The organism is Tsukamurella tyrosinosolvens (genome assembly GCF_900104775.1).
Taxonomy (GTDB): domain Bacteria; phylum Actinomycetota; class Actinomycetes; order Mycobacteriales; family Mycobacteriaceae; genus Tsukamurella; species Tsukamurella tyrosinosolvens.
Genome location: NZ_FNSA01000003.1, coordinates 4629508 through 4643496 on the forward strand (window position 1 = coordinate 4629508; position 13989 = coordinate 4643496).

Consider the following 13989-nt stretch of genomic DNA (forward strand, 5'->3'; position numbering starts at 1 on the left):
CCGCCGCCGGACGTCGGACGAGCGCGCCCGAGACCCGGTCGCGCGGAACGGAAGACCATGCAGAACCGTCGAACCACACGCTGGGCCGCCCTCCTCGCCGCGGCGGCGGTCGCCACCGTCTCCGCTCCCGCCGGTGCGCAACCCGCCTCGGCGCCGCGCCCCGCCCACCAGCCGCGGTGCGACGGTGCCGGCGACGTCCGGCCCGGCACCACCGCCGTACGGACCGTCGCGAGCGGCGATCGGTTGCGCAGCTACCGGATCCACGTCCCGCAGGGCTCCGACGGCCGTACCCCGCTCCCGGTCGTTGTCGCCTACCACGGCCGCGGCAGCACCGGGGCCGAGCTCCAGGAGTACTCCGGCCTCTCGGCTCTCCCCGCCATCGCCGTCTTCCCCGAGGGCGTCGTGGGCACCGGCGGCGGCGAACGCCAGGCCTGGCAGGGCGCGCCGTACGCGGCGCCGGGCGTCGACGACGTGGCCTTCACCCGGGACCTGCTCGACGACATCGAGCGGCGCGCGTGCGTCGACCGCGACCGGATCTACGCCACCGGCAAGTCCAACGGCGCCGGCCTCGTCAACCTGCTCGCGTGCCGACTGCCCGACCGACTCGCCGCGATCGCGCCCGTCGCCGCCGCGGTGTACCCCGGCGCGAACGCCGGATGTGACGGGGCCACGCCGAAACCCGTCCTCATCATGCACGGTGACGCCGATGCCACGATCCCGTACGGCGGCGACGCCGATCGGGGCCTCCCGGCGATCGACCGCTGGGCCGGTCAGTGGGCCGCGCGGGCCGCCTGCGCGGCGGAGCCCCGGACCGAGAACCTCGCCGAGGACGTCCTGCTCACCCGGTACCGCGGATGCGGGAACACTCCCGTCGAGATGATCACGGTGCGCGGTGGGGGCCACACCTGGCCCGGCGCCCTCGCCTACAGCGGCGGCGGTTACGTCACCCAGTCGGTCCGGGCCACCACCCTCGCCTGGTCGTTCTTCGAGAACAAGCGCCTCGCCCCGTCGAACGGAGGAATCCGATGACCGCGCCCGACTCCCTCGAGCAGCCGCCCGTCGCGCCGGAACGCCTCCCCCGGATCATCCGGGCGATGGGGGTCATCGAGCGTGTGGGCAACGCACTGCCGCACCCGTTCTGGTTGTTCTGGATCCTCGCCGCGATCCTCGGCGTGGTCAGCGCTGTGATGGCAGCACTGGACGTCAGTGTCGTCTCCCCCGCCGACGGCAAGGAGGTGGTGGTGCGCAACCTCTTCTCGGGCGACGGCCTCGCCATGGCCGCGTCGACGATGGTCGAGAATTTCGCCGGCTTCCCGCCGATGGCGACGATCGTCGTGGTCATCATGGGCGTGGCGATCGCGGAGCGGAGCGGCTTCCTCGCCACCGGGATGAAGGCGGGGGTCTCCCGCGTCCCCGCCTCGTGGGTCATCTTCGCCGTCGCGTTCACCGGCACGGTCTCGCACGTCGCGTCGGCGGCGGCGTACGTGATCCTGGTGCCGTTGGGCGGTCTCGCCTTCCGCGCCGTCGGCAAGTCGCCGATCCTGGGCATCGTCGTCGCGTACACGTCGATCGCCTCCGGCTACGACGCCAGCCCGGTGCCGACCCCGAACGACGCGATCTTCGCGGGCATCACGCAGGCGGCGGCGCGGGTCATCGACCCCGATGCCGTGGTCACGCCGGTGAGTAACTGGTACTTCAACATCGGATCCTCGCTGCTGCTCGCGATCGTGATCACCCTGGTCACCAAGCTCGTCCTGGCCAAGCGCCCCGACCTGGACGCCGATCCGGACGCGGACCTCAGCGACATGGGGACGCTCGCGCTCGAACCCGCCGAGCGGCGGGCACTGCGCCTGGCCGGCGCCACCCTGGTCGGCATCCTCCTGATCACGGCGCTGATCATGCTGCCCGCGGGGTCCCCGCTGCGCGGCGACAACGGTTCGATCACCGACTCGCCGTTCATGGAGGGCATCGCCGGCTTCGTCGCGGTCCTCTTCGGCGCCACCGGCGTGGTCTACGGCGTGATCGCGGGCACGATCCGCAAGCCCGCCGACGTCCCCGCCCTCATGGCGCAGGGCGTCAAGCAGATGGCCCCGGTCCTGGTGCTGTTCTTCGCGATCGCCCAGTTCCTGGCGTACTTCGACTGGACACACATCGGCGACGTGCTGGCCGTCGAGGCGGCGGAGCTCATCAAGAACAGCGGTGTCCCCGTGGCGGTCGTCTTCCTCCTCGTCCTCGGTCTCCTGACCGTCGTCAACATCATGGTCACGAGCGGCTCCGCGATGTGGTCCATCGCCGCGCCGGTGCTGGTTCCCATGCTGATGCTGGTCTCGATCCCTGCGGAGACAACCCAGGCGTTGTTCCGCATCGCCGACTCGGGATCGACCGCCGTGACACCGATGAGCCCGTACTTCATCATGGCGCTGGGCTTCCTGCAGCAGTACCGCAAGAAGGCGGGTATCGGCACCCTCGCGTCGTACACCCTGCCCCTCGCCATCGCCATGACGGTGTCCTGGACCGCGCTGTTCTTCGTGTGGTGGGGGCTCGGAATCCCGCTCGGCCCGGGCGCGCCCGTCCGCTGACCGGCGGAGCGCGAGCGCTCGGGCCCCCGGTCGGCGGAGCACCGCGCCGCCAAGGATCGCCGCGGCCACGACGACCGCGGCGAATCCGGCGGGACCCGCGATCCCACCGAACCGGTCGAGAGCGACGCCCGCGCCGACGGGACCCGCCACCGCGCCCACGTTGAGGGCCGCGGTGGCGTAGGACCCGGCCATCGTGGGCGCACGGTCCGCCGCGGAGCCGATCGCGAGGGTGATCAGGGTCCCGCCGACCGCGAACGCGAGCAGGCCGGCGACGGGCACGATCACCGGCAGGACGATCGCGTCGCCACCGCCGACGGCGAGCGCCGTCCACGCGCTCAGCAGGAGCGGGGCGCACACGACGAGAAGGGCCCACGGGCTCGCGTCGGCGACCCTACCGACGAGCGCCACACCGGCACACGCCCCGGCACCGAAGAGCATCAGCACCAACGGGATCCACCCCGCCGACAGCACCTCCTCCACCGGGACCGCGAGGAAGGTCAGCGCCCCGAAGGTGCCCGCGTTCACCAGCGCCGTGAGGCCGAGCAGCGACGCCGTCCGTCCGGCGCGCAGCGCGACCAGTTCGGCACGGAGAGAGGGTCGCTCGCCGCCGCCGGGGTCGATCGGGCCGGCGGCGAGGATCGCGAGGAAGGGCGGCACACACAGCGCCGCGACCGACCAGAACAGGGCGCGCCACCCCGCGGCGGCGCCGACGAGAGCGCCGGCGGGGACGCCCGCGACCATGGCGACGGTGGTGCCCGCGAGCAGCAGCGACAGCGCCCGCGCCCGCCGCTCGGGACCGACGGCCGCGGCCGCCACGGTGAACGCGACGGCGAGGAAGCCGGCGTTGGCGAACGCGGCCACCACGCGGGTCCCGAGCAGCACGGGGAGGGACGCGGTCAGCGCGCCGACGACGTGCGCCGCCGCGAACACCGCGAGGAAGCCGAGCAGGGCGGCGCGGGGCGGCCACCGTCGGGCGAACGTGGCCGTCGCGGGGGCACCGAGGACCATCCCGGCCGCGAAGGCGGAGACGAGGCTCCCCGCGGCGGACGGCGCGACCGATAGGTCGGTCGCGAGTGCCGGCAGCACGCCGGCGAGCATGAATTCGGAGGTACCCATCGCGAAGACGGCGAGGGCGAGGAACAGGACGAGCCGGGGCACGGAGGACTCCTGGGACGAGGGAAACGAGGACATCGTCTCCGGTCGCCGCGGCCGACTCGGACCGGCGGATCAGCGCACGACGGCGCGGCTCTGCACGGGGCCGACGGCGGGACCGGCGACCCCGACCTCATGCGATTCCGGCGTGCTCACGTCGGCCACGCTAGCCCCGGGCCGCCGGCGAGCGCCACCGGATAACGCGGCGCCCCGCACACGACGAAGCCCCCGGGACGTCCCGGGGGCTTCGCAGAGGATGTGCGCCTACTCGTAGGCGACCTTCCAGTGCTTGATGCCGTTGAGCCAGCCGGACCGCAGGCGCTGCGGGGGCTCCAGCTCGCGCAGGTTCGGCATGACGTCGGCGATCGCCTTGAACATCAGGTCCATCTCCAGCCGGGCGAGGTTCGCGCCCACGCAGTGGTGCGTGCCCGAACCGCCGAAACCGACGTGCGGGTTCGGATCGCGCAGGATGTTGAAGGTGTAGGGATCCTCGAAGGCGTCCTCGTCGAAGTTCGCCGAGGCGTAGAACAGCGCCACGCGCTGGCCCTTCTTGATCGTCTGCTCACCGAGCTGGACGTCCTCGAGCGCGGTCCGCTGGAACACCGACACCGGCGTCGCCCAGCGCACGATCTCGTCGGGTGCGGTGCGCGGCCGCTGCTCCTTGTAGATCTCCCACTGCTCCGGGTAGTCGACGAAGGCCTTCATGCCGTGGCTGATCGCGTTGCGCGTGGTCTCGTTGCCGGCCACCGCCAGCAGGAGCACGAAGAACGCGAACTCGTCACTGCCGAGCCCGTCGCCGTCGATGTCCGCCTGCACGAGGGTGGTCACGATGTCGTCCATCGGACACTTGCGGCGCTCCTCCGCGAGGTTCCACGAGTATCCGGTGAACTCGGTCATGGCGGTGAGGTAGTCGCCCTCGAACTCCGGGTCGTCGTAGGCCATCATCGAGTTCGACCAGTCGAACAGCTTCTTGCGGTCCTCCTGGGGAACACCGAGCAGCTCGGCGATCGCCTGCAGCGGCAGCTCGGAGGCGACCTGCTCGACGAAGTCACCGCCGCCGGCCTTGCGGGCCTCGTGGACGATCTGCTCGGCCCGCTCCGCCAGCGCGTCGTGCAGGGACTGCACCGCCTTCGGCGTGAAACCACGCGAGATGATGCGCCGTGTCTTGGTGTGCTGCGGCGGGTCCATGTTGAGCAGCAGCATGCGCTGCATGTCGATCTGCTCGCGCTCGATCTCCGGTCCGAAGCGGACGATGGCGCCGTTCTCCCAGTTCGAGTACTGCTTCGGGTTCCGGGAGATGGCCTTGATGTCCTCCAGCTTGGACACCACCCAGAAGCCGCCGTCGTCGAACCCGGTGGTGCCGGGCGGGATGTCCTGCCACCACACCGGCGCCGATCGCCGCAGCTCGGCGAACTCGGCCTCGGGCCGCCGCTCCGACCACAGGTCGGGGCTGGTGAAATCGAACCCCGCGGGGAAGTGCACGCTCACGCCGCCTCCTCAAGCGTCTCCACCCGGTCTCTGGCCAGGCGTATCTGAAACATGTTCTACTCATTGAAGCACACACCGTCCGCTCGTGAGCTAGATTGCGGAGGACGCTGGCAGCACAGCAGTTACACAGGGACGAATCAGTCGGGGCGCCACCCGATGAGGCTCGACAGAGCCGGAGATCGGCGCCACAATCGAGAACGTGCTCTACCCAATCGGGACGAGCCGAGAATGTGAGGAACGATCGATATGGGCATCCCCGTCATCGTCGACGCCGTCCGCAGCCCCATCGGCAAGCGGGGCGGCTGGCTGAGCGGACTGCACCCCGCCGAACTCCTCGGCGGCACCGTGTCCGCGCTCCTCGACCACGCGGGTGTCGATCCCGACCGGGTCGAGCAGATCATCGGCGGCAACGTCACGCAGGCGGGCGAGCAGGCCGGCAACATCACGCGCACCGCCTGGCTCAACGCGGGCCTGCCCGAAATGACCGGGGCCACCACCATCGACGCGCAGTGCGGCTCCGCACAGCAGGCCACGGGCCTCATCGCGGGCCTCATCGCCACCGACGCGATCGAGGTCGGGATCTCGTGCGGCGTCGAGTCCATGAGCCGCATCCCCCTGGGCGCGAACCGGCCGGAGGGCCTCGGCAACTCCCGGCCCCCGTCGTGGACCATCGACATGCCCAACCAGTTCCTCGCCGCCGAGCGGATCGCCGAGCGCCGCGGCCTCACCCGCGAGGACATCGACGCCTTCGGCCTCGCATCGCAGCGCAAGGCCCTGCAGGCCTGGCAGGAGGGTCGCTTCGACCGCGAGGTCGTGTCACTCAAGGCGCCCGCCATGGCCGACGGTGCGCCGACCGGCGAGACGATCGAGGTCTCGCGCGACCAGGGTCCGCGCGAGAGCACCGCGGAGGGGCTCGCCAAGCTCAAGCCCATGCTCGACGGGGGCCGGCACACGGCCGGGACCTCCTCGCAGGTGTCCGACGGTGCCGCCGCCGTCCTGCTCATGGACTCCGACCGCGCCGCCGCGCTCGGCCTGACTCCGCGGGCCCGCATCGTCTCGCAGGCCCTCGTCGGTGGCGAGCCCTACTACCACCTCGACGGCCCGATCCGCGCGACCGAGCGCGTGCTCGAGCGCTCCGGCCGCGCGCTGAGCGACATCGACCTGTTCGAGGTCAACGAGGCCTTCGCCTCCGTCGTCCTGTCCTGGCAGCAGGTGATCGGCCCCGATCCGGACAAGGTCAACGTCAACGGCGGCGCGATCGCGCTCGGCCACCCCGTCGGCTCCACCGGCGCGCGCCTCATCACCACCGCGCTGCACGAGCTGGAGCGCCGCGACGCGTCGACCGCCCTCATCGCGATGTGTTGCGGCGGCGCGATGGCCACCGGCACCATCATCGAGCGGATCTGACACGATGCGCGTAGCAGTCACCGGCGCGGCCGGATTCGTCGGCGGGAACCTCCTGCAACAGCTCGTCGAGCAGGGGCACGAGGTGGTCGCGATCGACCGCACCTCCTCGCCGCACGCCCCCGACGGCGTGCGCTGGGTGCAGGCCAGCGTTCTCGAGCCCGGCGAGATGCGCGCGGCACTCGACGGCGTCGAGGTGGTCTATCACCTGGTCGCCATGATCACGCTGCGGATGCAGGACGAGGCCGCGTGGCGGCTCAACACGGAGGGCGTACGCGTCGTGGCACGCGCGGCCCTGGATGCCGGAGTGCGGAAGATGGTGCACCTCAGCTCCATCCACGCCTTCGACCAGGACCTCGTCGACGTCATCGACGAGACTGCGCCGCGGTCCGAGCGACCCGAGATCCCCGTCTACGACCGGTCCAAGTGGGCGGGCGAGCAGGAGCTGCGCAAGGTCGTCGACGACGGCCTGGACGCCACGGTCTGCAACCCCACGGGCGTGTGGGGTCCCGCCGATCACGGCGCCGCGCTCTCGCGCCTGAACCGGCTCGCGCACACCGCGGCCCGGGGCCGGATGCCCGCGTTCGTCTCCAAGGCCGGCTTCGACCTGGTCGACGTGCGCGACGTGGCGACGGGCGTGATGCTCGCCGCCGAGAAGGGGCGCACGGGCGAGAACTACCTCCTGGGCGGCGAGTTCGCGCCGATCATCGACGCGATGCGGCTCTCGGCGCAGGCCGCCGGGAAGGCGGGACCGCGCGTGGCGGTGCCGATCGGCGCGCTCGCCGCGATCATGCCCGTGCTGGAGCCGATCAATGCGCGCCTCGGCTCGGACGTCCTCTCGAAGGCCGCACTCGGCCCGCTGTTCGCGTCGCCCCTGGTCGACATCAGCAAGGCGCGCAACGAACTCGGCTACGCACCGCGCTCGATGGCGACGACCGCCACCGAACTGGTGCGCTTCTTCGCGGAATCCGGCCGGCTCGGCGCCAAGGCCTGACCCCACCGACTCGGCACCTCCCCTCGCCGAGACGCGGCCGGCCGCACGGAGATCCCCTCCCCGTGCGGCCGGCATCGTCGTTTCCGGGTCAGGCCCCGTACACGGGCTCGGGCGCCTGCGCCTCGTCGAGGAGTCCGCGCACCACCTCACCCAGCTCCGACGGGGCCCAGCGGGCGCCCTTGTCGCGCTGCGGGCCGTGCCTCCAGCCCTGCGCCACGGAGACCTTGCCGCCCTCGACCTCGAAGACGCGGCCCGTCACGTCGGCGGACTCGGTGCTGCCGAGCCAGACCACCAGCGGCGAGACGTTCTCGGGGGCCATCGCGTCGAAGCCGCCCTCGGGAGCGGCCATGTCGTCGGCGAAGGTCACCTCGGTCATGCGGGTCCGGGCGGCGGGCGCGATCGCGTTGACGGTGATGCCGTAGCGGCCCATCTCGGCGGCGGCCTGGATCGTCATCTCGGCGATCCCCGCCTTGGCGGCGGCGTAGTTGCCCTGGCCGACGCTGCCCAGCAGGCCGGCGCCGGAGCTGGTGTTGACCACCCGGGCGTCGGGCTGCCGCCCGGCCTTGGACTCGTCGCGCCAATAGGCGGCCGCGTGCCGCAGCATGGCGAAGTGCCCCTTGAGGTGCACGCGGGTCACCGCATCCCACTCGGCCTCGGACATGTTCACCAGCATCCGATCGCGCAGGAAGCCCGCGTTGTTCACGAGCACGTCCAGCCGGCCGAACTCGTCGATCGCGCTGCGCACCAACGCCTGTGCTCCGTCCCAGTCCGCGACGTCGGAGGCGTTCGCGATCGCCCGGCCCCCGGCGGCGCGGATCTCGTCCACGACCTGCTGCGCGGGGCCCGACGAGGCGTCCGCGCCGTCGAGCCCGACGCCGTAGTCGTTGACCACGACGGCGGCGCCCTCCGCTGCGTAGGCGAGTGCGTGGGCTCGGCCGATACCGCGGCCCGCGCCGGTGACGATGACGACACGGCCGTCGACGATTCCTGTCATTGTTCTTCTCCTCGTTCGTGGTTCGGGTCTACCGCGCGCCGCGCGAGGCGGTCGCCGCGGCCAGGAAGGCGGGGCGCTCGCCACCGCCGTGGACGAGCAGGGTCGCGCCCGTGACATAGGACGCGAGCGGCGAGGCGAGGAAGGCGGCGCACGCTCCCACCTCCTCGGGGTCGGCGAGCCGGCCGAGGGGCACGGTCGCGCCGATCGCAGCGATCCCGGCATCGTCGCCGTAGTGCTGTTCCGCGGCCTCGGTGCGGACCATGCCCACGTCGAGCGCGTTCACCCGCACGGCCGGCGCCCACTCCACCGCGAGACTGCCGGTGAGCGAATCGAGTCCGGCCTTCGCGGCCCCGTACGCGGCGGTGCCGGGCGACGGGCGCGTGGCGCTGACACTGGACACGTTGACGATCGCCCCGGCTCCCGCCTCCTGCATCACGGCGTTCGCGTGCTGCGCGACCAGCAGCGGCGAGAGCAGGTTGAGCCCGACCACCTTGTCGTGGAAGCGGGGTGACGCGGTCGCCGCGTCCGAGAAGGGCGCGCCGCCGGCGTTGTTCACGAGCACGTCGAGTCGGCCGTGCCGCTCCACGATGCCGCGGACCAACACCTCGACCTGGTCGGGCTCGCGGACGTCGGCGGCGACGAACTCGGCGACGGCACCGTCGGCCTCCACCGGGCGCTCCGGCTCGCGCCGGGCGCACACCACCACGGTGGCGCCCTGCCGGAGGAAGACCCGGGCGATGCCCGCACCGATCCCCCGGACGCCGCCGGTGACGAGCACCACCGCGCCGTCGAGTCCGAGACCAGGCCCTGCAGGTGCGTTCGACACAAGAATCCCCACTTCCCATTCCGGCTGACCGGGCTTCGGTGGTAGCGTACCAAGCAATTGCTAGGTTTAGATCACGTTCTACCTGTCTACCTCGAAGGAGTCGGTGTGCCTTCACCGATCACGACCACCGTCGACGAGCCCGGGATCCATACGATCACCGTCGACGCGCCGCCCGTCAACGCCCTCACCGTGCAGGGCTGGTTCGATCTCGCGACCGCGATCACCGAGGCCGGCCGCGACCCGTCGTGCCACGTCGTGGTGGTCCGCGCGGTGGGCCGCGGCTTCAACGCCGGTGTCGACATCAAGGAGATCGACGCGGCGCAGGCGGCCGGCGACGGCTACGGCGCCCTCATCGGGGCCAACCAGGGGTGCGCCGCGGCCTTCTCCGCGGTCTACGACTGCGCGGTCCCCGTGATCATCGCGGTCAACGGCTTCTGTCTCGGCGGTGGCATCGGCCTCGTGGGCAACGCGGACGTGGTGGTGGCGTCCGACGACGCGACCTTCGGCCTGCCCGAGGTGGACCGCGGCGCGCTCGGCGCCGCGACGCACCTCGCCCGGCTCGTGCCGCAGCACCTCATGCGCACCCTGTACTTCACCGCAGGGACCATCACCGCCCAGCAACTGCATCACTTCGGCTCGGTGTACCGCGTGGTGCCCCGCGCCGAGCTCGACGACGCCGCCCTCGAGGTGGCACGCGCCATCGCCGCCAAGGACACCCGCGTGATCCGCAGGGCGAAGGAGGCGATCAACGGGATCGACCCGGTGAACGTCCACACCAGCTACCGGTTCGAGCAGGGCTTCACCTTCGAACTCAATCTCGCGGGCTACTCGGACGAGCACCGCCGCGAGTTCGTCTCCACCGGCCGCACGGTCGGCGAGGCGTCGGGCGCCGGGAGCGGACCGAGCGGGCGACCTGTTTCCGACGACGCAGCACAGGAGAACGCATGAGCGACAAGACCATGACCGCCGAGCAGGTGGTCGCCGAACTCGAGGACGGCATGACGCTGGGCATCGGCGGGTGGGGCTCGCGGCGCAAGCCGATGGCCCTGGTCCGCGCGATCCTGCGCTCCGACCTCCGGGACCTCACCGTGGTGTCCTACGGCGGGCCCGACGTGGGTCTGCTCGCAGCGGCGGGGAAGATCCGGAAGCTGGTCTTCGGCTTCGTCACCCTCGACACCGTGCCCATCGACCCGAACTTCGCGCGCGCCCGGCAGTCCGGCGCGATCGAGGTCGCGGAGTGGGACGAGGGGATGTTCGCCGCCGGCCTCAAGGCCGCGGTGCAGCGCCTGCCCTTCCAGCCGATCCGCGCGGGCCTCGGCTCGTCGGTCATGGACGTCAACCCCGACCTCCGCACCGTCGTCTCGCCCTACGCCGACGGCGAGGAGCTGGTCGCGGTTCCGGCGCTGCGCCTCGACGTCGCGCTCGTGCACATGAACCGCGCCGACGCGCGCGGCAACGCCCAGTACCTGGGTCCCGATCCCTACTTCGACGACGACTTCGCGCTCGCTGCCGACCGCTGCTACGTCTCGTGCGAGCGGATCGTGCCGACCGAGGAACTGGTGGCCGGCGGCCCCGTCCAGTCGTTGCTCATCAACCGCAGTGCCGTGACCGGCGTGGTCGAGACGCCGAACGGCGCGCACTTCACCACCGCCGTCCCGGACTACGGGCGCGACGAGAAGTTCCAGCGGCACTACGCCGCGAGCGCCAAGGACCCCGCCGCCTGGGCCGAGTTCGAGCAGCGGTTCCTCTCCGGCGACGAGGCTCACTACCAGTCCCAGGTCGCGGCCTGGGCCTCCGAATCGGCTGCCCAGGAGGCGAAATGACCGACATCACCCGCGCCGAGGTCTGCGTGACCGCGATCGCCGACCTGTTCCGCAGCGACGGCGAGATCACCGCCAGCCCGATGGGGCTGATCCCGTCGCTCGGCGGGCGCCTCGCCCGGCTCACCTTCGCGCCCGACCTGCTGCTCTCGGACGGTGAGGCCTACCTCATCGCCGACGCCGCGAACCCGTCCGCGGGCATCGAGGGCTGGCAGCCCTTCAAGAAGGTGCTCGACGTCGTCGTCCCGAACGGCAAGCGCCACGTCATCATGGGCGCCAGCCAGATCGACCGGTACGGCAACCAGAACATCTCCGCCATCGGTGAGCACCGCGCACCGTCGCGCCAGTTGCTCGGGGTGCGCGGCGGGCCCGGCAACACCGTGAACAACCGCACCTCGTACTGGATCCCGAAGCACTCGACGCGGGTCTTCGTGGAGTCGGTCGACGTCGTCAGCGGCGTCGGCTACGACCGCGCCCACGCGGCGGGGCCGTCGGCGTCGCGGTTCCACGACATCCACCGTGTGGTCACCGATCTCGCCGTGCTGGGCTTCGGCGACGACGGGGCGATGACGCTCCTGTCCGTGCACCCGGGCGTCACCGCGGACCAGGTCCGGGAGGCCACCGGGTTCGCCCTGGCCGGCACCGACGTTCCCGAGACGCGGGTGCCGACCGCCGAGGAGCTCGACCTCATCCGCACGGTGGTGGACCCGAAGGGGCTGCGCAGCAAGGAGGTCCCGGCATGACGCTGCGGACCCGCTTCACCGAACTGGTCGGGGTGGAGCACCCCGTCGTGCAGACCGGCATGGGCTGGGTCTCCGGCGCCCACCTGACCGCGGCCACCGCGAACGCGGGCGGCCTCGGGATCCTGGCGTCCGCCACCATGACGTACCCCGAGCTCGAGGCCGCGATCCACAAGACCAAGGAGCGCACCGACAAGCCCTTCGGCGTGAACCTCCGCGCCGACGCGGAGGACGCGCCGCAGCGGGTGGACCTGCTCATCCGCGAGGGGGTGAAGGTGGCCTCGTTCGCGCTCGCCCCGAAGCCGGACATGATCGGCAAGCTCAAGGACGCCGGGCTCGCGGTGATCCCGTCGGTCGGCGCGGCCCGGCACGCGGAGAAGGTCGCCTCGTGGGGCGCCGACGCCGTGATCGTGCAGGGCGGTGAGGGCGGCGGCCACACCGGCGGCGTCGCCACCACGCTGCTCCTGCCGTCGGTCCTCGATGCCGTGGACATCCCGGTCGTCGCCGCCGGCGGCTTCTTCGACGGCCGCGGCCTCGCCGCGGCGCTCGCCTACGGCGCCGCCGGCGTCGCCATGGGCACCCGTTTCCTGCTCACGCGCGACAGCCGGGTCCCCGAATCCGTGAAGGCCGAGTACCTGCAGCGCGGGCTCGGTGACACGGTCGTCACCACCAAGGTCGACGGGATGCCGCACCGGGTCCTGCGCACCGCCCTGGTGGACGCCCTCGAGCGCTCGCACGGCGTGTCCACGCTCGCGCACGCGGCCGTGAACACCGTCCGCTTCCAGGCCCTCACGGGCGTTTCGTGGAAGGGCCTCGTGAGCGAGGGGCTGGCCATGAAGAAGGGCGGCGACCGCACGTGGAGCCAGCTCATGATGTCGGCGAACACGCCGATGCTGCTGCGCGCCGGACTCGTCGAGGGCAACACCGACGCCGGCGTCCTCGCCTCGGGCCAGGTGGCCGGCATCATCGACGACCTCCCGACGGTGGCCGAGCTCATCGAGCGGATCGTCGCCGAGGCGGAGCAGCGGCTCGACGAACTCGCGCGGCTGCGCGCCTGAACCCGTCCCCGGCCATGGCGTCGCGGCCGGGGACAGGGACGCGGGCCGGCGGCGGATTCTGCGGAGGATCCCGCCGCCGGCCCCTTCTCACCCTCAGGCGAAGCGCATGACCTCGCTGTACACGGTCTTGGAATCGTCGAACGTCCGCGACGACACCTTCAGCGTCGCGTACGCCACCGCGTCGACGCTGCCGATGCAGCCCTCGATGCTGACCCGCTTCTCACCGAAGCGCACGCCGAAGGCCTCGTCCGCCTTCGGCTTCTGGATCTCCTTGGTCCCCACGGGGAGGTAGACGATGGCACCCGGCGCCGTCTTGATGACCTGATTCTGGGTCAGGCCCAGCGACCCGCCGACACCGACGAGCGCGGCGCCCGCCGCAGGGATGCTCCCCGCGAGCGCTCCGGCGGCGCCGATGGTCTGGTTGCTCCCGATCCACGACTCGAATCCACCGTCCTTGACCCCGCACGCGACGACGTAGCCGACCTCGACCGAGGCGGCTTCGGCGCCGGCGCCGCTCGCCAGGATCGTCGCCTCCGCCTTGCCGTCGACGTACGCGAGGCGCGACTTGTTGTCGCCCGCGAGCGGCGGGAACAGCTTCGCCTTGAGGTCCTTGAGGGCGATCTTCGCCCGCAGGCCCTCGGGCGAGCTCAGGTTCTGGGTCGCGCCCTTCACCGGCCCGGACGGGTTCTGCGGGGTGATCTGCGCGGTGGCCTGACCGGCGACGGCCGCCGACATCATCGCGGTCGCCATGACCGCCCCCGCTGCAACGACGCTGATACGTCTCACTGTTCGACTCCTTCATGTCCAACTCGATCGAGTTGCCCCACCGAAGCACTTCGACGGAATATTCACCAACCCGAATCATCCCCAGTGCCGAACCTTGCGACAGAAGCGCGCTGTCCGCGACGATTCTGCGACAAACTTCACGCAATCG

12 protein-coding genes and 1 pseudogene are annotated in these 13989 nt (G+C 71.7%); 8 read left to right on the forward strand and 5 right to left on the reverse strand.

All coding sequences use genetic code 11. The annotated features are described in order from the left end of the window. The first annotated feature begins 57 nt into the window (after nucleotides 1–57). Together BLW32_RS24950 and BLW32_RS24955 are read left to right on the forward strand one after the other, a co-directional pair. Nucleotides 58–1029 carry a CE1 family esterase gene (locus tag BLW32_RS24950; RefSeq protein ID WP_068741315.1) on the forward strand — a complete coding sequence of 324 codons (972 nt, stop codon included), beginning with the start codon at nucleotides 58–60 and terminating at the stop codon, nucleotides 1027–1029. Next, nucleotides 1026–2579 carry an AbgT family transporter gene (locus BLW32_RS24955; protein ID WP_068741314.1) on the forward strand — a complete coding sequence of 518 codons (1554 nt, stop codon included), beginning with the start codon at nucleotides 1026–1028 and terminating at the stop codon, nucleotides 2577–2579. The genes BLW32_RS24950 and BLW32_RS24955 overlap by 4 nt, the downstream gene beginning before the upstream one ends. 51 nt (nucleotides 2580–2630) lie before the next feature. Here the strand turns inward: BLW32_RS24955 and BLW32_RS24960 are convergent. Both BLW32_RS24960 and BLW32_RS24965 read right to left on the reverse strand, forming a co-directional pair. Beyond that, nucleotides 2631–3737, reverse strand: a pseudogene (locus BLW32_RS24960) (MFS transporter); the annotation flags it as partial. 258 nt (nucleotides 3738–3995) lie between these two features. Continuing rightward, nucleotides 3996–5219 (reverse strand): cytochrome P450, encoded by a 1224-nt coding sequence (locus BLW32_RS24965; RefSeq protein ID WP_068741312.1) that lies wholly within the window; start codon nucleotides 5217–5219, stop codon nucleotides 3996–3998. A 246-nt stretch (nucleotides 5220–5465) separates the two neighbouring features. On the opposite strand from BLW32_RS24965, the gene BLW32_RS24970 reads away from it, so the two are divergent. Then, a complete protein-coding gene (locus tag BLW32_RS24970) occupies nucleotides 5466–6626 on the forward strand; it encodes a steroid 3-ketoacyl-CoA thiolase (RefSeq protein ID WP_068741311.1) in 1161 nt (386 codons plus the stop codon). A 4-nt stretch (nucleotides 6627–6630) separates the two neighbouring features. Further along, nucleotides 6631–7617 (forward strand): NAD-dependent epimerase/dehydratase family protein, encoded by a 987-nt coding sequence (locus BLW32_RS24975; protein WP_068741310.1) that lies wholly within the window; start codon nucleotides 6631–6633, stop codon nucleotides 7615–7617. An 88-nt stretch (nucleotides 7618–7705) separates the two neighbouring features. Here BLW32_RS24975 and BLW32_RS24980 read toward each other — a convergent pair whose 3' ends face one another. Both BLW32_RS24980 and BLW32_RS24985 read right to left on the reverse strand, forming a co-directional pair. Beyond that, nucleotides 7706–8611: an SDR family oxidoreductase gene (locus BLW32_RS24980; RefSeq protein WP_068741309.1), complete on the reverse strand. Its 906-nt coding sequence runs from the start codon at nucleotides 8609–8611 to the stop codon at nucleotides 7706–7708. A gap of 28 nt (nucleotides 8612–8639) precedes the next feature. After that, nucleotides 8640–9437, reverse strand: a complete 798-nt coding sequence (locus tag BLW32_RS24985) for an SDR family oxidoreductase (protein WP_068741308.1) — start codon at nucleotides 9435–9437, stop codon at nucleotides 8640–8642. 105 nt (nucleotides 9438–9542) lie between these two features. Between BLW32_RS24985 and BLW32_RS24990 the strand changes: the two genes are divergently transcribed. Genes BLW32_RS24990 through BLW32_RS25005 form a run of 4 tightly spaced genes read left to right on the forward strand, consistent with a single transcriptional unit; the run spans nucleotide 9543 to nucleotide 13055 of the window. After that, a complete protein-coding gene (locus BLW32_RS24990; protein WP_068741307.1) occupies nucleotides 9543–10385 on the forward strand; it encodes an enoyl-CoA hydratase family protein in 843 nt (280 codons plus the stop codon). After that, the gene (locus BLW32_RS24995; RefSeq protein WP_068741306.1) at nucleotides 10382–11260 is read left to right on the forward strand and encodes a CoA transferase subunit A; all 879 of its coding nucleotides are present in this window, start codon (nucleotides 10382–10384) and stop codon (nucleotides 11258–11260) included. Before BLW32_RS24990 ends, BLW32_RS24995 begins: the two co-directional genes overlap by 4 nt. Then, nucleotides 11257–12000, forward strand: a complete 744-nt coding sequence (locus tag BLW32_RS25000) for a CoA-transferase subunit beta (RefSeq protein ID WP_068741305.1) — start codon at nucleotides 11257–11259, stop codon at nucleotides 11998–12000. The genes BLW32_RS24995 and BLW32_RS25000 overlap by 4 nt, the downstream gene beginning before the upstream one ends. Next, nucleotides 11997–13055, forward strand: coding sequence for an NAD(P)H-dependent flavin oxidoreductase (locus BLW32_RS25005; RefSeq protein ID WP_068523024.1), 1059 nt, complete (start codon nucleotides 11997–11999; stop codon nucleotides 13053–13055). Before BLW32_RS25000 ends, BLW32_RS25005 begins: the two co-directional genes overlap by 4 nt. A gap of 93 nt (nucleotides 13056–13148) precedes the next feature. Here the strand turns inward: BLW32_RS25005 and BLW32_RS25010 are convergent, their stop codons facing one another. Next, the gene (locus BLW32_RS25010) at nucleotides 13149–13841 is read right to left on the reverse strand and encodes an MspA family porin (protein ID WP_225535625.1); all 693 of its coding nucleotides are present in this window, start codon (nucleotides 13839–13841) and stop codon (nucleotides 13149–13151) included. Nucleotides 13842–13989: the final 148 nt, after the last annotated feature.

Excerpts from the sequence above, each read along its gene's own strand:
- BLW32_RS24950 (WP_068741315.1), top strand. The coding sequence starts at position 58 with ATGCAGAACCGTCGAACCACACGCTGGGCCGCCCTCCTCGCCGCGGCG.
- BLW32_RS24955 (WP_068741314.1), top strand. The coding sequence starts at position 1,026 with ATGACCGCGCCCGACTCCCTCGAGCAGCCGCCCGTCGCGCCGGAACGC.
- BLW32_RS24970 (WP_068741311.1), top strand. The coding sequence starts at position 5,466 with ATGGGCATCCCCGTCATCGTCGACGCCGTCCGCAGCCCCATCGGCAAG.
- BLW32_RS24975 (WP_068741310.1), top strand. The coding sequence starts at position 6,631 with ATGCGCGTAGCAGTCACCGGCGCGGCCGGATTCGTCGGCGGGAACCTC.
- BLW32_RS24980 (WP_068741309.1), bottom strand. The coding sequence starts at position 8,611 with ATGACAGGAATCGTCGACGGCCGTGTCGTCATCGTCACCGGCGCGGGC.
- BLW32_RS24995 (WP_068741306.1), top strand. The coding sequence starts at position 10,382 with ATGAGCGACAAGACCATGACCGCCGAGCAGGTGGTCGCCGAACTCGAG.
- BLW32_RS25000 (WP_068741305.1), top strand. The coding sequence starts at position 11,257 with ATGACCGACATCACCCGCGCCGAGGTCTGCGTGACCGCGATCGCCGAC.
- BLW32_RS25005 (WP_068523024.1), top strand. The coding sequence starts at position 11,997 with ATGACGCTGCGGACCCGCTTCACCGAACTGGTCGGGGTGGAGCACCCC.